Annotated in this window: 16 protein-coding genes; 9 read left to right on the top strand and 7 right to left on the bottom strand. The window is 63.7% G+C overall.

Going from position 1 to position 20337, the window contains the following annotated elements; all coding sequences use genetic code 11:
* Positions 1–32: 32 nt before the first annotated feature.
* Genes VWY34_RS06640 through xdhA form a run of 4 tightly spaced genes read right to left on the bottom strand, consistent with a single transcriptional unit; the run spans position 33 to position 6270 of the window.
* Positions 33–1550 (bottom strand): ABC transporter ATP-binding protein, encoded by a 1518-nt coding sequence (locus tag VWY34_RS06640; RefSeq protein ID WP_340547462.1) that lies wholly within the window; start codon positions 1548–1550, stop codon positions 33–35.
* Positions 1547–2506 (bottom strand): xanthine dehydrogenase accessory protein XdhC, encoded by a 960-nt coding sequence (xdhC, locus tag VWY34_RS06635; protein ID WP_416544685.1) that lies wholly within the window; start codon positions 2504–2506, stop codon positions 1547–1549. The genes VWY34_RS06640 and xdhC overlap by 4 nt, the downstream gene beginning before the upstream one ends.
* 3 nt (positions 2507–2509) lie before the next feature.
* Positions 2510–4876, bottom strand: a complete 2367-nt coding sequence (gene xdhB, locus VWY34_RS06630) for a xanthine dehydrogenase molybdopterin binding subunit (RefSeq protein ID WP_416540904.1) — start codon at positions 4874–4876, stop codon at positions 2510–2512.
* On the bottom strand, positions 4876–6270 hold the full coding sequence (gene xdhA / locus VWY34_RS06625) for a xanthine dehydrogenase small subunit (protein ID WP_416544684.1): 1395 nt from the start codon (positions 6268–6270) through the stop codon (positions 4876–4878). The genes xdhB and xdhA overlap by 1 nt, the downstream gene beginning before the upstream one ends.
* A gap of 395 nt (positions 6271–6665) precedes the next feature.
* On the opposite strand from xdhA, the gene dnaE reads away from it, so the two are divergent.
* The 3 genes from dnaE to VWY34_RS06610 all read left to right on the top strand — a co-directional run bounded on the left by dnaE (position 6666) and on the right by VWY34_RS06610 (position 11168).
* A complete protein-coding gene (gene dnaE, locus VWY34_RS06620) occupies positions 6666–10178 on the top strand; it encodes a DNA polymerase III subunit alpha (RefSeq protein ID WP_416544683.1) in 3513 nt (1170 codons plus the stop codon).
* A gap of 6 nt (positions 10179–10184) precedes the next feature.
* Positions 10185–10487, top strand: a complete 303-nt coding sequence (locus VWY34_RS06615; protein ID WP_076617036.1) for a hypothetical protein — start codon at positions 10185–10187, stop codon at positions 10485–10487.
* A gap of 150 nt (positions 10488–10637) precedes the next feature.
* Positions 10638–11168 carry a GNAT family N-acetyltransferase gene (locus VWY34_RS06610; RefSeq protein WP_416544682.1) on the top strand — a complete coding sequence of 177 codons (531 nt, stop codon included), beginning with the start codon at positions 10638–10640 and terminating at the stop codon, positions 11166–11168.
* A gap of 6 nt (positions 11169–11174) precedes the next feature.
* Here VWY34_RS06610 and VWY34_RS06605 read toward each other — a convergent pair whose 3' ends face one another.
* Entirely contained in the window at positions 11175–12377 is a 1203-nt protein-coding gene (locus tag VWY34_RS06605; protein ID WP_416544681.1) for an ROK family transcriptional regulator, read from the bottom strand.
* 168 nt (positions 12378–12545) lie between these two features.
* Here VWY34_RS06605 and VWY34_RS06600 point away from each other — a divergent pair, with 168 nt between their 5' ends.
* The 6 genes from VWY34_RS06600 to VWY34_RS06575 all read left to right on the top strand — a co-directional run bounded on the left by VWY34_RS06600 (position 12546) and on the right by VWY34_RS06575 (position 17705).
* Entirely contained in the window at positions 12546–13562 is a 1017-nt protein-coding gene (locus VWY34_RS06600) for a sugar ABC transporter substrate-binding protein (protein ID WP_340547455.1), read from the top strand.
* Positions 13563–13731: 169 nt separating this feature from the next.
* On the top strand, positions 13732–14793 hold the full coding sequence (locus VWY34_RS06595; protein ID WP_340547454.1) for an ABC transporter permease: 1062 nt from the start codon (positions 13732–13734) through the stop codon (positions 14791–14793).
* Positions 14793–15569, top strand: coding sequence for an ATP-binding cassette domain-containing protein (locus VWY34_RS06590; RefSeq protein ID WP_340547453.1), 777 nt, complete (start codon positions 14793–14795; stop codon positions 15567–15569). Before VWY34_RS06595 ends, VWY34_RS06590 begins: the two co-directional genes overlap by 1 nt.
* Positions 15566–16210, top strand: coding sequence for a nucleoside/nucleotide kinase family protein (locus VWY34_RS06585; RefSeq protein ID WP_416544680.1), 645 nt, complete (start codon positions 15566–15568; stop codon positions 16208–16210). Before VWY34_RS06590 ends, VWY34_RS06585 begins: the two co-directional genes overlap by 4 nt.
* Entirely contained in the window at positions 16207–17178 is a 972-nt protein-coding gene (locus VWY34_RS06580) for a carbohydrate kinase family protein (RefSeq protein ID WP_416542987.1), read from the top strand. Before VWY34_RS06585 ends, VWY34_RS06580 begins: the two co-directional genes overlap by 4 nt.
* Positions 17179–17312: 134 nt before the next feature.
* Positions 17313–17705, top strand: coding sequence for a GFA family protein (locus VWY34_RS06575; RefSeq protein ID WP_416536587.1), 393 nt, complete (start codon positions 17313–17315; stop codon positions 17703–17705).
* 93 nt (positions 17706–17798) lie between these two features.
* On the opposite strand, the gene eda is transcribed toward VWY34_RS06575, so the two are convergent.
* Positions 17799–18446 (bottom strand): bifunctional 4-hydroxy-2-oxoglutarate aldolase/2-dehydro-3-deoxy-phosphogluconate aldolase, encoded by a 648-nt coding sequence (eda, locus tag VWY34_RS06570; RefSeq protein WP_416544679.1) that lies wholly within the window; start codon positions 18444–18446, stop codon positions 17799–17801.
* A 3-nt stretch (positions 18447–18449) separates the two neighbouring features.
* Positions 18450–20273 (bottom strand): phosphogluconate dehydratase, encoded by a 1824-nt coding sequence (edd, locus tag VWY34_RS06565; protein ID WP_416544678.1) that lies wholly within the window; start codon positions 20271–20273, stop codon positions 18450–18452.
* Positions 20274–20337: the final 64 nt, after the last annotated feature.

Below are 20337 nucleotides of genomic sequence, written 5' to 3'. Positions count from 1 at the left end.
TGCGGCCGGGATGGGCACGCCCGGCTGCGAGGCTAGACATGCGCGACCTCCATCCCATGTGCTCCCCCCATCATCAGGCCGATTTCATCGACGCTCAGCCCGGTTGTGGGGCGCGGCGCGCTCAGGCGGCCTTCGTTCAGGGCGGCAAAACTGTCGGCAATCTCCATCAGCTCATCCAGATCCTGGCTGATGCAGATTACCGCAGTGCCCCCGGCGGCCAGATCCAGCAGCGACTGGCGGATCGCGGCGGCGGCGGCGGCATCCACACCCCAGGTCGGCTGGTTCACCACCAGAACCTCCGGGTTTTGCAGCACCTCGCGGCCAATGACGAATTTCTGCAGATTGCCCCCCGACAGCGAACGCGCCGCGTTTTCAGGTCCGGGGGTGCGCACGTCGAAATTCTTGATGACCTTTTCGGCAAATTCCTTGGCCAGCCCCCATTTCAGAAAGCCGTTGCTGGACAGGCCTTCGCGGGTGGCGGCGGTCAGCATGGCATTTTCCGTCAGGCTCATATCCGGTGCGGCGGCATGGCCGAGACGCTCCTCCGGCGCGGCCAGAATACCCAGGCGACGACGCGCAACAGGGCCAAGGTGGCCGACCGGCGCGCCATGCATCTTGACCGCATCGGCAGCGGTGGTGGTTTCGCCGGACAGCACGCCCAGAAGCTCGTCCTGGCCATTGCCCGCCACCCCGCCAATGCCGAGGATTTCGCCCTTGCGGACGGTCATATGCACATTCTTCAGCGCCGTGCCAAAGGCCGAGGGCGCAGGCACCGACAGGCCGGTGATATCCAGCGCCACATCGCCCAGATCGCGGCCCGCGCGCTCCGGTGTCTGCAGCGCGGTGCCCACCATCAGCTCGGCCATATCGCGGGCCGAGGTTTCAGAGGGGACACATTCGCCGACATTCTTGCCTAGCCGCAGGATGGTGGCGTGATCACAGAGCGTGCGGATCTCTTCCAGCTTGTGCGAAATATAGAGGATCGAGGTGCCTTCGGAGCGCAGCTTCTGCAAGGTCTGGAACAGGATATCCACCTCCTGCGGGGTGAGAACCGAGGTCGGCTCATCCATGATCAGCAGCTTGGGGTCCTGCAACAGGCAGCGGATGATCTCCACCCGCTGGCGTTCGCCGGCAGAGAGATCGCCCACCGTGCGATAGGGATCCAGCGGCAGGCCATAGGTTTCCGAAACCTCGCGGATGCGGCTGGCCAGATCGCGCAGGGCAGGCGGCTGTTCCATGCCAAGGGCGATGTTCTCCGCCACGTTCAGCGCGTCAAACAGCGAAAAATGCTGAAACACCATCGCGATGCCATCCGCCCGTGCCTGTCGCGGCTCGGCCGGGGCATAGGGGGCGCCGCGCAACAGCATGGTGCCGCTGTCCGGTTTCACCAGCCCGTAGATCATCTTGACCAGCGTCGATTTCCCGGCGCCGTTTTCGCCGAGCAGGGCATGAACCTCTCCCGCGCCGATATCAAAGGAGACCGTATCGTTGGCAACAACACCAGGATAGGCCTTTGTCAAACCTTGCAGGCTCAGGAGAGGTTGGGTCACGCGCGTCTGTCCTTCTTCAACTCGTCTGTTGCGCCCATCCGCAAGAGCTCTGCCGCGACCCCGACCGCAATCATCTGCGGATGTTTGCCAAGGCCGGGATCCCCGATCGGGCAGGTGAGCCGGGCGATCTGCTCGGGCCGGTGGCCAAGATCCGCCAGCCGCGACCGGAACCGTGCCCATTTGGTGGCAGATCCGATCACCCCGGCAAAGGCAAAGCCGCGCAGCAATAAGGCGTGGCATAGCGCCAGATCCAGCGCATGGGAATAGGTAAGCACCAAATGCCGTGCATTTTCAGGGGCATGCGGCACCAGTGCCGCAGGTTCCGCCGCCGGAACCATGGTGACTGAGGGCGGGATCTGGGCGGGAAAACGGTCAGGGCCGGTATCTACCCAGATGATGTCGAGATCCGGCAGCGGCGCCAGCACATCAACCAGAGCGCGGCCGACATGGCCCGCCCCCCAGATCCACAGCGGGGTTTCGGCACGATGGACCGGTTCCAGCAGCCAGCCGTCGGCCAGCTGCGCGTCGGGCCGCTGCCCCTGGCTGCGGGCCAGCGCCAGCTTGCGGCGCAGGCCCAGGGGCGGCTCGCCCGGCTCGCCCAGCTCGGTGGACAGGGCGCGCAGGATCACATCGCCATCCAGCCGGTCCAGATCGGCAGCGCGGTAGATCTCGCTCCACAGGGTGACGGAGCCGCCGCAGCATTGCCCCAGATCCGGGCCAAGCGCGCGGATGGTCTGCAAACGGGTCTTGCCATCCTGCAACTGGCGGCGGGCAGCCTCGGCGGCCTCATGCTCCAGCGCGCCCCCGCCGATGGTGCCGGACTGGCCGTCGTCCCAGACCAGCATGGCGGCGCCCACCTCACGCGGGGAAGAGCCGCGGATGGCGGCAATCACCACCCGCACCACCGTGCCATAGGCGCCGATCCTGCGGCGCAGATCCTGAAGATCAAACCCCATGGCTCAGGCCCCCGGCGCGATGCGACGCACCGCGCGCCAGATCTCCTCCGCCGTGGCGGGGGCATTGAGCGCAGGATAGGCGGGCGCGAAGTGCCCGACCGCATCACCAAGCGCCAGCCAGGCGGAAATCCCCAGCATAAAGGGCGGCTCTCCCACCGCTTTGGAGCGATAGATGCTGTCCTCGCGGTTCTCGCCGTCCCAAAGAGCCACATTGAACACATCGGGGCGATCCGAACAGGCGGGGATCTTGTAGGTCGAGGGCGCATGGGTGCGCAGATTGCCGGTCTGATCCCAGACCAGTTCCTCTGTGGTGAGCCAGCCGGCACCCTGCACATAGGCGCCTTCGACCTGGCCGATATCCAGCGCCGGGTTCAGCGAGGCGCCGGCATCATGCAGCACGTCGGCGCGCAGAATGCGGTTTTCGCCGGTCAGGCGGTCGACGACAACTTCGGTGATCGCAGCGCCATAGGCAAAGTAGAAAAACGGCCGCCCCTTGCCCTGAATGCGGTCCCATTCCAGTTTCGGCGTCTTGTAGAACCCGGTGGCCGACAGGCTGATACGCCCCTCATAGCAGATCTGTGCTGCACGGGCGAAGGGCAGGGCCTCGGCGCCGATCCGCACCTCATCATCGGCAAACACCACCTCCGCTGCGGTGACCTGATAGCGCTCGGCCAGATGATCGGCCATACGGTCGCGAATGCTGTCGCAGGCGGCCTTTACTGCCATCCCGTTTAGATCGGTGCCGGAGGAGGCGGCGGTGGCCGAGGTATTGGGCACTTTGGCCGTGTCGGTGGCGGTGATCTTCACCTTTTCCAGCCCGATGCCAAAACGGCTGGCGGCCACCTGTGCCACCTTCTGGAACAGGCCTTGCCCCATCTCGGTGCCGCCATGGTTCAGATGGACCGAGCCGTCCTGATAGACATGCACCAGCGCACCCGCCTGATTGAGATGGGTGAGGGTGAAGGAAATGCCGAATTTGACCGGAGAAAACGCAATCCCGCGCTTGAGCCGCTCATTCCCGGCGTTCCATTTGGCGATCTCGGCCTTGCGCGCGGCATAATCCGCGCTCTCCAGCAGCTGCCGGGTCATCCCGTGCAGCTCGAAATCGGTGACCTCCATCCCGTAGGGCGTGGTATTGTCCGTCTTCTGGCCGGATATCTTCTGGCCGGAAATATCCCGGGGGGAGGCCGCAGGCCGGGGGGCAGCGCCCCCGTCGCCCGCCGTTTGGGGGGCATCGTAATAGTTCTTCATGCGCAGATCGACCGGATCCAGCCCCAGCTTATGGGCCGCGTGATCCATCACCCGCTCGATCCCGACCATCCCCTGCGGACCGCCAAAGCCGCGATAGGCGGTGGCGCTCTGCCGGTTGGTCTTCAGCCGGTGGCTTTCAATGCGGATCGCGGGGATCGCATAGGCGTTGTCGCTGTGCAGCATGGCGCGGTCGGCCACCGGCAGCGACAGATCCTGCGCCCAGCCGCAATCGACCAGATGGGTGAACTCAACCCCCAGAATGCGCCCCTCGGCGTCAAAGCCCGCGCGGTAGGAAATGCGAAACGCGTGACGTTTGCCGGTGATGGTCATGTCGTCGTCGCGATCATAGCGCATCTTGCAGGTCCGACCGGTGGCGCGTGCGGCGATGGCGCAGGCGACGGCCAGCGCGTTGCCCTGACTTTCCTTGCCACCAAAGCCGCCACCCATGCGCCGGGTCTCAACCCGTACGCTGTGCATCGGCAGGCCGATGGCCTCGGCCACCTTATGCTGGATCTCGGTCGGGTGCTGGGTCGAGGAGTTGACCAGCATGCCGCCATCTTCCTGCGGCTGGGCGAGGGCGGCCTGACCTTCGAGGTAGAAATGCTCCTGCCCGCCAATGTCGAACGTGTCTTCGACCACATGGGCGGCGGCGGAGATGGCGCTGCCTGCGTCGCCTTTGCTGTAGATGCGTGGGCCGTCTTCAAACCGGCTGTCGGCGGCCAGCGCATCCTCCAGCGTCAGGAGGGCCGGGCGTTCGGCGTAGCTGACCTGACCTTTGCGCGCGGCCACCCGCGCAGCACGATGGGAGGTTGCCACCACCAGAAACACCGGCTGGCCGATATAGTGGACAGACCCCTTGGCCAGCAGCGGCTCGTCATGGGCAGACGGCGAGACGTCATTGTCAAACGGCAGATCTTCCGCCGTCAGCACGGCAACCACGCCATTGCTCTGGCGCACGGCGTCCAGCTCCAGTGCGGTGATGTCACCATGGGCCACGGTTGAAAGGCCAAAGGCCAGATGCAGGGTGTCGCGCGGGGTCGGGATGTCATCGACATAGCGCGCCTGACCGGTCACATGCAGCCGTGCCGCATCATGGGGGAGGGGTTTTGCAACAGCCATCACTTCACCTCCAGCACATGTGTGGGTGCGCTTGTCTGGCCCAGATCGTCAAAGTAGCGTGCGAGCATATTTGCCGCAGCCTCCAGCCGGTAATCGGCAGAGGCGCGCATATCGTTCATCGGGGTGAAGTCGCGGGCAAATTCGCCCCGCGCGGTGGCGAGTGTTGCGGCCGACAGGTCTTGACCAATCAGGGCGGCCTCCACGTGGCTGGCGCGTTTGGGCACGCCCGCCATGCCGCCAAAGGCGATGCGCGCGGCGGTGATCCGGCCGGCGTCGACCGTCAGGTTAAAGGCGCCCAGAACGGCGGAGATATCCTGATCGAACCGTTTGGAGAGCTTGTAGACGCGCAAGCCATCGGTCTGCCCCTTCAGGCGTGCGGGCAGGGTGATCGCCTCGACAAATTCACCGGGCTGGCGGTCCTGCTTGCCATAGTCGATGAAGAAATCCTCAAGCGGCAGGCTGCGGCGGCTGTCGCCCTTGCGCAGCTCCAGCGTTGCACCAAGTGCGATCAGCGCAGGCGGATTGTCCCCGATGGGGGAGCCATTGGCGATATTGCCGCCGATGGTGGCGGCGGCGCGCACCTGCTGGCTGGCAAAGCGGCGCAGCATTTCGCCATAAGACGGATGCCGCGCGGTGAGGGCGCTGCGCAGCTGGTTCATATCCACCATCGCACCGATACGCAGGCTGCCGTCGGGCTGTTCGGTGATCTCTTTCAGGTCATCGCAGCCATCAAGGAAAATCACATCCGACAGATCGCGCAGCTGTTTGGTCACCCAGAGACCGACATCCGTGGCGCCTGCAATCAGCGTCGCGTCCGGGCGGGCAGCATAGGCTGCGGCCAGCTGGTCGGCGGAGGTGGGGCGCAGAGACGTGGCATCGCCGCCTGTGTCAGGCAGGCTGATGGCATCTTCGCCGTGGATCCAGTCGGGGACGGGTTCGGCGCTGGCGGCTTCGGCGGCGCGGATGATCGGCGCATAGCCGGTGCAGCGGCAGAGATTGCCTGCCAGCTGGTCGTCGTGATCCGAGGCGCCATTTTTGTGGGCGGTCACCATCGACATGATGAACCCCGGCGTGCAGAAACCGCATTGGCTGCCGTGGTGGGTGATCATCGCCTCCTGCACCGGATGCAGCTGGCCATCGGGGCCGGCCGCGCCTTCGACGGTGCGGATGGATTTGCCGTGCAGCTGCGGCAGGAACAGGATGCAGGCATTGAGCGGTTTGGCGCCTTTGGCGTCGGTCACCATCACGGTGCAGGCGCCGCAGTCGCCCTCGTTGCAGCCTTCTTTGGTGCCGGTCAGCCCGCGCTCTTCGCGCAGCCAGTCCAGCAGCGTCGCCGTCGGAGAAACCTCCGTCAGCGCGACCTCTTCACCGTTCAGCCGAAAGGTGATTGTCATGTCAGAAACCCGTCGCGTTACTCTGGTTTTCCCTTGGTGCCATCCCTTCGATGCGACGTAGAAGACATGGCGGGCCTTGGTGGTTCCGTTGCCGATAGCCTAGAAAGCAGGCTGTTGTTCTGGCAAGGAAAAGTGACTCTGCCATGGAGTCGATGCGGGGCGCAAGATCCTTGCTGAATACCGGCGTATGCTGTTCTTTTTGAACGACTTTAGGTCAGATTGTCGCGGCGTTGATGGTTGGGTTCGATAAGACTTTCAAAGAAAGCAGAATAATAATCGCTGAATATTACGGCATCGGGTGAAACCTGCGCGGCGGAACGGGGGACGGGCAGGGTCGCAGCTCCTCCGGTGCGGAACCGCTTTAACCTTGGCGGCGCTGACGCTAGCTTGGCGGGATGACAAGCTCTCCCCGATTCATTCACCTGCGCACCCATACCGAATATTCGCTTCTGGAAGGCGCATTGCGGCTGAAGAAGCTGCCGGACCTGTGCAAGAAGCACGAGATGCCCGCGATTGCGGTGACCGACAGCAACAACCTGTTCTCGGCGCTGGAGTTTTCGGTGTCGGCCAGTGGCGCGGGGGTGCAGCCGATCATCGGCTGCCAGGTCGATCTGCGGTCTGCCGAGCCTGCCCCGGGCGAGCGGCCCAAACCGCCAGCGCCGCTGGTGCTGCTGGCGCAGAGCGAGACCGGCTATGAGCATCTGATGAAGCTCAATTCCTGCCTCTATCTGCGGCAGGGCAGCGAGCTGCCGCATGTGACGCTGGAGGAGCTGGCGCAATATGCAGGCGATGTGATCTGTCTGAGCGGCGGGCCGGATGGGCCGGTGGGGCGGCTGTTGCAGCAGGGGCAGCGCCCGGCGGCAGAGGCCCTGATGCAGCGGCTGAAAGCGATCTTTCCAGATCGGCTTTATGTGGAGTTGCAGCGCCATCCGGGCGAACACGGCCAGCCCGAGGCCGAACAGCTGACCGAGCGGGGCCATATCGAGATGGCCTATGCGATGGACCTGCCGCTGGTTGCCACCAATGATGTCTATTTCCCCAACACGGAAATGTATGAGGCCCATGATGCGATGATCTGTATCGCGGAAGGCGCCTATGTCGATCAGGTGGAGCCGCGCCGCAGGCTTACCGCGCAGCATTACTTCAAGAGCCAGGAGGAAATGGTCGCGCTGTTTGCCGACCTGCCCGAGGCGCTGGAAAACACCGTGGAGATCGCCAAACGCTGCGCTTTCATGGCCTATCGGCGCGATCCGATCCTGCCGAAGTTTGCCGATGACGAGGTGGCCGAATTGCGCCGCATCGCCAATGAGGGGCTGCAAAAACGTCTCGCCGTGATCCCCCATGCCGTCAGCGTCGAGGAGTATCAGGAGCGGCTGGATTTTGAGCTGGGCATCATCGAGGGGATGGGGTTCCCGGGCTATTTCCTGATCGTTGCGGACTTTATCCAATGGGCCAAGGATCACGACATTCCGGTGGGGCCGGGGCGGGGTTCCGGTGCGGGCTCGCTCGTGGCCTATGCGCTGACGATTACCGACCTTGACCCGCTGCGCTACAGCTTGCTGTTCGAACGCTTTCTCAACCCCGAACGGGTGTCGATGCCCGACTTCGACATCGACTTCTGCATGGATCGCCGCGAAGAGGTGATCAAATACGTGCAGGAGAAATATGGCCGCGACAAGGTGGGGCAGATCATCACCTTTGGCGCGCTGCTGTCGAAGGCGGCGGTGCGCGATATGGGGCGGGTTCTGCAGATGCCCTATGGCCAGGTGGATCGGCTGTCGAAGCTGATCCCGGTCGAAGGCGTGAAACCGATGTCGATTGTGGACAGTCTGCGCGAAGAGCCGCGGCTGCGCGAGGAGGCGGAGAACGAAGAGGTTGTCGACCGGCTGTTGAAATACGGCATGCAGGTTGAGGGGCTGTTGCGATCAGCGGGCACCCACGCAGCCGGTGTGGTGATCGGTGACCGGCCACTGGATGCGCTGGTGCCGCTTTACCGCGATCCGCGCTCGGACATGCCCGCCACCCAGTTCAACATGAAATGGGTGGAACAGGCCGGTCTGGTGAAGTTCGACTTCCTCGGCCTGAAGACGCTCACCGTCATTCAGAATGCGATGGATCTGATCTTCCAGTCGGGGCGCGACCTGCATGTCGCCGCCGATGGCACCCAGCTTTATGATCCGCCGGAGGGGGCGGAGAACCAGATCAACGCCATCCCGCTGGACGATGCCGTTACCTATGACCTTTATTCGCGGGCCAAGACGGTGGCGGTGTTCCAGGTGGAATCCACCGGCATGATGGACGCGCTGAAGCGCATGAAACCCACCTGTATCGAGGATATCGTGGCGCTGGTGGCGCTCTATCGTCCGGGTCCGATGGAGAACATCCCGGTCTATTGCGAGGTCAAGAATGGACTGCGCAAGATCCAGTCGGTGCATCCGCTGATCGACCATATCCTTGAGGAAACCCAAGGCATTATCGTCTATCAGGAACAGGTGATGCAGATCGCCCAGGTGATGGCGAATTACACGCTGGGCGGCGCCGACCTGCTGCGTCGCGCCATGGGTAAGAAGATCAAGGAGGCGATGGACGCCGAACGCCCCAAATTTGAAAAGGGGGCGGCAGAAAACGGCGTGCCTGCCAAGAAGGCGTCGGAGGTGTTCGACCTTCTGGAGAAATTCGCCAACTACGGCTTTAACAAATCGCACGCGGCGGCCTATGCGGTGGTCAGCTACCAGACCGGCTGGCTGAAGGCGAACCACCCGGTGGAGTTCATGGCTGGCGTCATGAACTGTGATATCCATCTGACGGATAAGCTGGCGATCTATTTCGAAGAGGTCAAAAAAGGCCTGAGCCTGCCCTATGTGCCGCCCTGTGTGAACCGCTCCGAGGCGACATTCAATGTGGTCAAGGGCGAGCTGGTCTATGCGCTGGGCGCGCTGAAAAACGTCGGTGTCGAGGCGATGCGGCTGGTGACAACGGCGCGGCGCGAGAGCGGGCAGGACAAACCCTTTGCCACGCTGTTTGATTTTGCCCGCCGGGTGGATCTGAAAAAGGTCGGCAAGCGTCCGCTGGAAATGCTGGCGCGGGCGGGCGGCTTTGACCAGCTGGACAGCAACCGGCGCCGGGTGTTTGAGAGCCTCGGCGCGCTGGTGGATTATTCCGCCGCCGTGCATGATCAGCGGAATTCCAGCCAGGTGTCGCTGTTTGGCGAGGCGGGCGAGGACCTGCCGGAGCCGCGGCTGCCCAACGTGCCCGACTGGCTGCCCGCCGAACGGCTGTCGGAGGAATTCAAGGCGATTGGTTTCTACCTCTCGGGCCATCCGCTGGACGACTATATGCCTGCGCTCAAACGCAAGGATGTGATGACGCTGGACGAGGTCACGGCCAAGGCCGAGCGCGGTCCCTTCATGGCGAAGATGGCCGGGGTTGTCGCCGGTCGGCAGGAACGGAAATCGGCGCGCGGCAATCGCTTTGCCTTTGCCCAGCTGTCAGACACCAGCGGCGGCTATGAGGTCACGCTGTTTTCCGAAGTGCTGGAGAAATCACGCGAATTTCTGGAAACCGGCGCCAAGGTGGTGATCACCGCCGAGGCGACGATGGAGAGCGATCAGCTGAAACTGCTGGTGCGGTCTGTCGGGCCGGTGGATGCGGCGATTGCTGACGCCGGGCGCAGTTCGCTGCGGGTCTATATCTCGCAGGCGAGCGCGGTGGCGACGGTGGCGCAGGTGCTGGAAGACGCCAAATCCGCCGCCCGCAACGCCTCGCGGGGGGAGGTCTATATGTACCTGCAGGATCCCGGCCTGCCCGGCGACGTTGAGATGGATCTGGGCCAGCCCTTCCCCATCAACCCCCAGATCAAAGGCGCGCTGAAGTCGCTGGACGGGGTGATGGATGTGGAGGAGATATAGGATTCTATGAAACTTGAGAAAATACTCGCATTATTGAGTTTTCTTGTTCCGGGCCGGTTATTGTCCACGAGGTATCTATTCAAGCGGCTCGAAATTTTGGGACAGGATCCGGAAACTTGCGAGCACAAGTGGCTGGTTATTGCAGCAATTCGAAACTCGGTAGAGCTGCAAGTTCAATGTGTGCGATGCTTCGCTTACAGCGAGGTTTCCGATCCGTCCCAACAAGAATGGAACGACGCATTTGGAGCGATGGAAAATCCCTACCCGTGGGATGATGACAGCCGAGTCAACCCCGTGCGCAACGGCTAGATACTGAAGCGAAGCAAGTGAATGTGGACACATAGACTCCGTGGGGCGGTGGGCTTTGCGTCTAACTCCGGCTTTATTGACAGTACGAGTAGTATGTTCACCTAATTACATCGCCACACGTAAGTGACTGCCAGCTAAGGACCCATTCACATGACTGACCATCCAGACCTCACTCTGCGGGTTGCAGATGTGGCGGATGCCTCCAGCCTGGCGGCGCTGTCGATGGAGGTCTGGGTTGGCACTTATCTGCGTGAAGGGGTGAGCGGGTTCTTTGCCGATTATGCACTGGCAGAGCTGACGGCGGCGCGGTTTGAGACGCATCTGGCCAACCCGCAGGAGCATTTTATCGTCTCGCAAAACAGGGTCGGCATTGATGGCTATATCCGCCTCAGTCGGGGCAGTCCGGGGCCTGTGCCAGGCTGTTCGGACGTGGAGATCACAACGCTCTATGTGCAGCCGCGCCACCATGGGCGGGGCATTGGGACTGCCTTGCTGCGGGCGGCGTTGGCCCATTGCGCGGAGGAGGGCGTGGCGCGGGTCTGGCTGGCCAGCAATGCCGAAAACACCCCCGCCAAAGCGTTCTACCTGTCGCAGGGGTTTGACCGTGTTGGTGAAACGCAGTTCGTGATCGATGATCAGTCTTATCTCAATGATGTCTTTGCGCGGGCCTGTTGCGGCTGATGGCGATCACAGGGCGGCGTTGAACACCGAGTTTGTGTCGAGCAGATACTGCGAGATGATCGGGCCGCTGGCAGCGCCGATGGCGCGGGCGTTGGGGCCGATGGCACCGGGGTCGATGCGCGGCAGGATCAGGCCACGGGCATCCAGAGAGGTGAGGGCGGCGCGGGTACGCTCGACCAGGGCGCTGCGCACGCTGTCGGGCAGGGCGCCGTCGATCAGCACCGCCTCGAAGTCGATGACCGCGCAGGTGGCGAGGCTGGCGCGGGCGATGGCGTCGGCGGCCTGATCGAGCCAGGGGGTCAGCTCCGCCTCGAACCCGGACCAGTGCATCGGCAGCTGCCAGAGCTGGCCGGGATCCTTGCCCGCATCGCGCAGCCGCTGTTCGAGCAGATGGATGGAGGCGAGATCCAGCAGCTTGGTTTCCTGCCCGTCCGGACCCAGCATCGACAGGGACCCAAGCGCGCCGGCATTGCCCTGATTGCCCTCAAGCACCCGGTGGTTCAGCACCACGCCACCGCCGATGAAGGCGCCGACAAAGAAATAGGCATAATCGCGATAGGCCTTGCCCCGGCCATACATATGTTCGGCGCGGCAGGCGGCGGTTGCGTCATTCACGACATGTACGGGCAGGGTGCTGAAGCGCGATATTTCAGACGCGAAATCAACCGTTTGCCAAGCCGCAAGCGCCTCTGCCGGGGCATTGATCTGGGCGTGCCAGGTCCAAAGCTGAAAGGGGGCTGCCACGCCAATGCCGCAGATGCGGGGCAGCAGGTCTGCGGGCAGCGCGGCCTCCATCTGGGCGATGCTGTCGCGCAGGAAATCAAAGACCACGGCGGGGGTGGGATAGGGGTAGCGCAGGCGCAGCTGCTTGCGCACCGCACCGCAGACATCCATCAAGAGCACTTCGACACTGCGGCGGCCGATTTTCAGCCCGTAGGAAAACAGGCCATCGGGGTTGAGGCCCATAGGGACCGAAGGTTTGCCGACCCGGCCGCGCTGCGTTTCGCCACGCTGCAATAGCCCGTCGGTTTCCAGTTTGCGCAGGATGACGGAGACGGTTTGTGGCGACAGGCCGGTGCCACGGGCCAGCGCGCTGCCGGGCATCGGGCCGTTGCGTTGCAGCAGGGACAGGATCAGCCGTTCGTTGAAGACACGCACGCCGGTCTGATTGACACCGCCGCTCAGGGATCTGACTTGCTCATGTTCCATGCGGCGGACCCTAATCACGCTTTGAGACCTAAGAAAAGTGCGAAGATCGACTTAATAAGTCAAGTTGATTTATATATTGACAGGGAGGCCAGAATCACGGCCCACTATGGGCGACACGACGGTTTGCCCGTCCTGTTTTGTTGCGTTGTGATGCTGAGGGAGGACATCATGAAGAAGATCCTACTGGGAACAGCCGTTGGAATTGCTGCCATGACCGGCAGCGCCTTTGCCGCAGAGGGTGTGACGGCCTGCCTGATCACCAAGACCGATACCAATCCGTTTTTCGTCAAGATGAAAGAGGGCGCCGAGGCCAAGGCGGCGGAGCTGGGCATGACGCTCAAGAGCTTTGCCGGGAAGGTGGATGGCGACCATGAAACCCAGGTTGCCGCGATTGAGACCTGCATTGCCGATGGCGCCAAGGGCATCCTGCTGACCGCCTCTGACACCTCGTCGATCGTGCCTGCGGTGCAGCAGGCGCGCGATGCGGGGCTGGTGGTGATTGCGCTGGACACGCCGCTGGAGCCTATCGACTCGGCCGATGCGACATTTGCCACCGACAATTTCCTGGCTGGTGAGCTGATTGGCAAATGGGCGGCGGCGAGCCTTGGCGATGAGGCGGCCAATGCCAAGATCGCGATGCTGGACCTTGCTGTCAGCCAGCCCACCGTGGGCGTGCTGCGCGATCAGGGCTTCCTGCAGGGGTTCGGCATTGATCTTGGCGATCCCAACAAATGGGGCGATGAGACCGATCCGCGCATTGTCGGCAATGACATCACCGCAGGCAATGAAGAGGGCGGTCGCCGCGCGATGGAGAACCTGCTGGCGAAGGACCCGATGATCAATGTGGTCTATACCATCAATGAACCCGCCGCTGCCGGTGCCTATGAGGCGCTGAAGGCAATCGGGCGTGAAAACGACGTGCTGATTGTCTCGGTCGATGGCGGCTGTCCCGGCGTGCAGAACATCAAGGACGGCGTCATCGGTGCAACCTCGCAGCAGTATCCGCTGCTGATGGCGTCCAAGGGGATCGAGGCGATCAGCGCCTGGGCCACCACGGGCGAGAAGCCTGCGCCGACACCGGGCAAGGCGTTCTTTGACACCGGCGTGGCGCTGGTGACCGATCAGCCTGCCGAGGGCGTCGAGAGCATCGACACCGAAGAGGGCATGAACCTCTGCTGGGGGTGATCAGGTGACACACCCCTTAGAGGCAGGCCAGACAAGGGGCTGTTAGCCAAGGCGAGCCATGGGGGCGGTGGAAACATCGCCCCTTCTGCACCGCTGCGATCCCTGTCGCAGCCGCATCCCCGGCTGTGGGTGTCAGGCCCATCGGACGCCGGATCTTACGGAGACAGATATGACCACGCCCCACAGCTATGAAGCGGCGGCCAGCGGCAGCCCCGAGGCCGTTGCGGATTTTGACCAGGGAGAGGCCTCCTTTATCAGCCGGTTGCAGCATCTGCTGCATGTGACGCCATCGCTGGTGCCGCTGATCGTGCTGGTGCTGTCGGTGATCGTCTTTGGGCTGCTGCTGGGCTCGAAGTTCTTTTCGCCCTTTGCGCTGACGCTGATCCTGCAACAGGTGGGCATTGTCGGCATTGTGGCCTGCGCGCAGTCGCTGGTGATCCTGACGGCAGGTATCGACCTGTCGGTGGGGGCGATCATGGTGCTGAGCTCGGTGGTGATGGGTCAGTTCACCTTTCGCTACGGGGTGCCGCCGGAAATCGCGGTGGTCTGCGGGCTGATCTGCGGCACCCTCTGCGGCTTTATCAACGGCTGGCTGGTGGCGCGGATGAAGCTGCCGCCGTTTATCGTGACGCTGGGCATGTGGCAGATCGTGCTGGCGACGAATTTCCTCTATTCTGCAAATGAGACCATTCGCAGCCAGGTGATCGCCACCGACGCGCCGCTGTTGCAGCTGTTTGGCGAGAAGATCAAGATTGGTGGTGCGGTCTTCACCTATGGTGTGATTTTCCTGGTCATTCTGGTGGTTCTGCTGGCCTATGTGCTGCGGCATACGGCCTGGGGGCGGCATGTCTATGCGGTTGGCGATGACCCGGAGGCGGCGGAGCTGTCGGGGGTCAAGGTGAACCGTGTGTTGATCTCGGTCTATATGCTGTCGGGGCTGATCTGCGCTTTTGCAGGCTGGGCGATGATTGGGCGGATCGGGTCGGTCTCGCCGACCTCGGGACAGCTCGCCAATATCGAGAGCATCACGGCGGTGGTGATCGGGGGCATTTCGCTGTTTGGCGGACGCGGCTCGATCCTGGGGGCATTCTTCGGCGCGCTGATCGTGGGCGTCTTTACCCTGGGGCTGCGCCTGCTGGGGGCGGATGCGCAGTGGACCTATCTGCTGATCGGCCTGCTTATCATTGCCGCGGTGGCGGTAGACCAGTGGATCAGAAAGGTATCGGTCTGATGGAACCCATTTTGAAAGCCCGAGGTCTGGTAAAGCGCTATGGGCGTGTCACGGCGCTGGACCATTGCGATTTCGATCTGATGCCGGGGGAGATTCTGGCGGTGATCGGTGACAATGGCGCCGGGAAATCCTCGTTGATCAAGGCGATTTCCGGCGCGGTGATCCCCGACGCGGGCGAGGTCTGGCTTGAGGGGCGAAAGGTGGCGTTCCAGTCGCCGATTGATGCCCGCGAAGAGGGGATCGAGACGGTCTATCAGACGCTGGCGATGTCGCCTGCGCTGTCGATTGCCGACAATATGTTCATGGGGCGGGAGCTGCGCAAACCCGGCTGGCGGGGCAATCTGCTGCGGCAGCTGGATCGCGCGCGGATGGAGCAGATTGCCCGCGACAAGCTGAATGAGCTGGGGCTGATGACCATTCAGAACATCAATCAGGCGGTGGAGACGCTGTCGGGTGGTCAGCGTCAGGGCGTGGCCGTGGCGCGGGCGGCGGCCTTTGGGTCCAAGGTGATTATTCTGGACGAGCCAACGGCGGCGCTGGGCGTGAAGGAAAGCCGCCGGGTTCTGGAGCTGATCCAGGACGTGCGGTCGCGCGGCATCCCAATCATCCTGATCAGCCACAACATGCCGCATGTGTTCGAGGTTGCCGATCGCATTCACGTGCATCGGCTGGGCAAGCGGCTTTGCGTGATCGACCCCAAACAGCACAGTATGTCCGATGCGGTGGCCTATATGACTGGCGCGCAGGACCCATCCGGGGATCTGACAGCAGCATGACACGGGACATGACATATCTGGCGGATCTGGTGACCGCCGTGCAGGCGCTGCCCGTTGCCGATGGGTGCGCGCGCCGTCTGGTGGCGCTGGCGGGCGCGCCGGGCAGCGGCAAATCCACTCTGGCGGAGCTGCTGGTGCGGGCGCTCTGCGCCAATGGCACACCGGCGTCGGTGGTGCCGATGGATGGGTTTCATCTGGACAACGGGCTGCTGTCCGAAATGGATCTGCTGGCGCGGAAAGGCGCGCCCGAGAGCTTTGATGCGGCGGGGTTTCAGCGGCTGATGGCGGCGATGGCGACAGAGGAGGAGGTGGTCTATCCGCTGTTCGACCGGGCGCAGGATATCGCCATAGCAGGCGCAGCGCGGGTTGATGCAGGTGTTGAGGTTGCCGTGGTCGAGGGCAATTACCTGCTGTTCGACGCGCCCGTCTGGCGGGATCTGGCGGCAATCTGGGATCTGTCGGTCCGGGTCGATGTGCCGCGCGAGGTGCTGCGGGAGCGGCTTGTGGCGCGCTGGCAGGCCCATGGGCTGAGCGATGCCGAGGCCGAGGCACGGGCCGAGCGCAACGATATGGCCAACGCCGATCGTATCGCCGAGGCGGCGCTGCCTGCGGATGTGATCTGGAAAGGTGAGACAGAATGATCCTGTGTTGTGGCGAGGCGCTGATCGACATGATCCCGGCACCGGTCGCGGGAGCCGTGCCAATGGTGGACGGCGCGGACGCGCAGACCGGTTTTGTGCCCCATTGCGGCGGCGCGGTGTTCAACACCGCAATCGCTCTGGGGCGGCTGGGGCAGGCAACCGGTCTGTTCACCGGCCTGTCGCGGGATCTCTTCGGGCAGCAGCTGATGTCGGCGCTCGACGCGTCGCATGTGGATCACGCGCTGGCGGAGGTCTCTGATCAGCCGACCACGCTGGCATTTGTGCATCTGAAGGATGGCCATGCGGCCTATCATTTCTTTGACGAGAATTCGGCCGGGGCCAGCCTGCGATCGGACCGGCTGCCCGAGTTGCCGGAACAGGTCAAGACGCTGTTCTTCGGGGGGATATCCTTGTGCAACGGCGCGGCGGCTGAGACCTACGCGCGTCTGGCCGCGCGGGAAACCGGACAGCGCATCATCATGATCGACCCCAATGTGCGGGCCGGGTTTGCCAGCGACGAGGCGGCCTATCGCAGGCGGCTTACGGCGATGGTGGCAGGGGCCGGGATCGTCAAAGTATCGGATGAGGATCTGCACTGGATCTATCCGGGCGACGCTCCGATTGAGGACAAGATCCGGCAGGTTCTGGCCGCAGAGGCAGGACAGGGCCCCGGCTTGGTGATCCTCACCTTGGGCAGCAAGGGCGCCAAGGGCTATCTGCGCTCCGGCCCGACGGTGGAGGTGCCCGCACAGGCGGCGGAGGTGGCCGATACGGTGGGCGCGGGCGACACGTTCAACGCAGGCTTTCTGGCGGCAGCGAGCGAGGCAGGCGTGCTGGCGGATGCCGCCAGCGGCGCGATGGATCTGGAGCAGCTGCGGGCCTGTCTGGGCTACGGTGCACGGGCCGCCGCCGTCACCGTTTCCCGCCCCGGTGCCAATCCGCCCTGGCGCGACGAGCTGGCGGGCTAGGGCCGCGATCCAACATTTGATCTGCTGAGGCGCCACCCGGTCACAACTGCCGGTGTGGCGCTTTGCGTTGGGGATTGTCAGGCATCATATGTTCACGTAATGTTCTCATTAATTGTCTAGTGAAGGATTATCAGATGATTGAGGGGAGCTGTTGCTGTGGAACGGTCAAATTCCGACTGAAGGCGGAACCATCCATGATGGGGACCTGCCATTGTTCGCGTTGCCGAAAGGCAGGGGCGAGCACCATCGTTTTTGTCAAGCGGGAGGATCTGAGCTGGGTTGAGGGCAAAGATCAGGTGGCCCTGTACCAGCCAGCCGCGCCTTACAAATACGGCAGATGTTTCTGCAGGGTCTGCGGCAGCTCGCTTGGGGAGATCCTGTCAGAGGAGGACAGTTTCCCGATTGCCGCAAATGCGCTGGACAGCGAGATTGCAACGAGAAACCGGTTTCATGAATTCGTGTCGGAGAAGCCTGGCTGGTACGAGATTTGCGACGATGCGCCAAAATCCAGCGGCCATCCGGCCTGATCGATCTGGATCTAGACCCATAGGGGCGTGACTGCCCCGCAGCGCCGTATTGCACGGGGCTGCGGGGGAGTGGGGGTCATCAGGTCTGCGCGGTCAGCGTGCCAGTTGGCTTGCGGCGCGGGCGAGGTCGCGGATGCCGTCCCAGTCGCCTGCCTCAACCAGTTTGGTCGGGGCGACCCAGCTGCCGCCGGCACAGACCACATTGGACAGCGACAGGTAGCTGTCTGCATTGTCCGGGCTGACGCCGCCGGTGGGGCAGAAGCTGATCTGCGGCAGGGGAGCGCCGATGGCCTTGAGCGCGGGAGCGCCGCCGGAGGCCTCAGCCGGGAAGAATTTCAGCATGTCATAGCCGCGGTCCAGAAGGCGCATCGCCTCGGAGGCGGTGGCGGCACCGGGCAGCATGGGCAGACCGGCGGTCTCGGCCGCGTCCAGCAGCGTGTCGGTGGCGCCGGGGGAGACGCCGAATTGCGCACCGGCAGCAACGGCGCGGGTCACATCCTCCGGCGTGATCAGCGTGCCGGCACCAACGACGCCGCCCTCGACCTTGGCCATTTCGGCAATCACATCCAGCGCGGCGGGGGTGCGCAGGGTGACCTCCAGCGCGGGCAGGCCACCGGCGACCAGGGCCTCGGCCAGCGGGCGGGCGTGGGCGACGTCATGGACAACCAGCACCGGCACGATCGGGGCCAGCTGGCAGATCTCGCGGGCGCGGGCGCTGGCATCTTTTGGGGTGATGGGCATGGGTCAGTCTCCGATCAGGGTCGAGAATACGGTGGCGCCGGTGTCGGCCGAGGTGACGGCATTGCGGAACAGTGCGAACATCTCGCGGCCGGTGCCGTGCTGATAGGCGGAGAGGTCGGCGACCACGGGGGCGCGGTCGTCAAAGCCCTCGGCCTTGACCTCCAGCGTCCCGGTGAGGGCATCAACCCGCACCATGTCACCGTCGCGCAGTTTGGAAATCGGACCACCATCCAGCGCCTCTGGCACCACATGGATGGCGGAGGGGATCTTGCCCGAGGCGCCGGACATGCGGCCATCGGTGACCAGCGCCACCTTCTGGCCGCGCCCCTGCATGATGCCGAGGAAGGGCGTCATCGAGTGGAGTTCCGGCATTCCGTTGGCCTTTGGCCCCTGGAAGCGGACCACGATCACCACATCGCCCTTGTCCAGCTCACCCGCCTTGAAGGCGGCTTTGGCCTCCTCCTGATCATGAAAGACGCGGGCGGGGGCCTCGACGATGCGGTGCTCTTCGGCCACGGCGGAGATCTTCATCACGCCGGTGCCGAGGTTGCCGGAGAGGCGGGAGAGCCCGCCGGTGGGCTGGAAGGGGTCGCTAGCGGGGCGAATGATCTTGTCGTTGAGGGTCTCGCCGGAGCCGGGTTTCCAGACCAGACCTTCGCCGGTGAGGAAGGGTTCGCTGGTGTAGCGGTCCAGCCCGGTGCCCGCCACGGTTTTGGTGTCGGGATGCAGATGGCCGGAGTTCAGCAGCTGGCCGATCACATAGCCAAGCCCACCAGCCGCGTGGAAGTGGTTCACATCGGCCAGACCGTTGGGATAGACCCGCGCCAGCAGCGGCACCACGTCAGAGAGTTCGGAGAAATCCTGCCAGTCCAGAATGATGCCGCCGGCGCGGGCCATGGCGATCAGGTGGATCAGCAGATTGGTGGAGCCGCCGGTGGTCATCAGCCCGACGATGCCGTTCACATAGGCGCGTTCATCAAGGATGTCGCAGACCGGTGTGTAATCATTGCCAAGCGCGCTGAGCGCGAGGGCGCGGCGGGCGCCTTCCTCGGTCAGGGCGGCGCGCATGTCAGTGCCGGGATTGACGAAGGAGGAGCCGGGCAGGTGCAGGCCCATGAACTCCATCAGCATCTGGTTGGTATTTGCGGTGCCGTAGAAGGTGCAGGTGCCGGGGCCGTGATAGGCGGCCATCTCGGATTTCAGCAGCTCGTCGCGCCCGATTTCACCGGCGGCGAACTTCTGGCGGACCTTGGCCTTGTCATCATTGGAGATGCCGGAGGTCATCGGGCCTGCGGGCAGGAAGACGGCGGGCAGATGGCCAAAGACCTGCGCGCCAATGACCAGACCCGGCACGATCTTGTCACAGACGCCGAGATAGACAGTGGCATCAAACACGTTGTGGCTGAGGGCAATGCCGGTGGCCATGGCGATGGTATCGCGGGAGAACAAGCTGAGCTCCATTCCCGCCTCGCCCTGGGTGACGCCATCGCACATGGCAGGGACGCCACCGGCCACCTGCGCAGTGCCGCCGACGCGGCGCACGGCGTCGCGGATCCGCTGCGGATAGGTTTCAAACGGCTGATGCGCCGAGAGCATGTCGTTATAGGCGGTGACAATGCCGAGGTGTCCGGCGGTGCCTTCGGCGAGGGACATCTGGTCCTCGCCGGTGGCGGCATAGGCATGGGCCTGACCGCTGCACGACAGATGGGCGCGGGCGGGGCCTTTGCCCTTGGCGGCGCGCATCCGATCGAGATAGGCGGCGCGAGGTTTGGCGCTGCGGGCGATAATTCGGTCTGTGACGTCGCGGAGTGTCTGGTTCAAACGCATCGGGTGCCTCTTTCAGTCGTCAGGTGCCGGTTGGTCGTGGGTCTCAGTGGCGGGGTGGGTGGGC

It is taken from the genome of Phaeobacter sp. JH20_02, assembly GCF_048056915.1.
Classification (GTDB): Bacteria; Pseudomonadota; Alphaproteobacteria; order Rhodobacterales; family Rhodobacteraceae; genus Phaeobacter; species Phaeobacter bryozoorum.
This window is presented reverse-complemented; position numbering and strand designations above follow the sequence as displayed.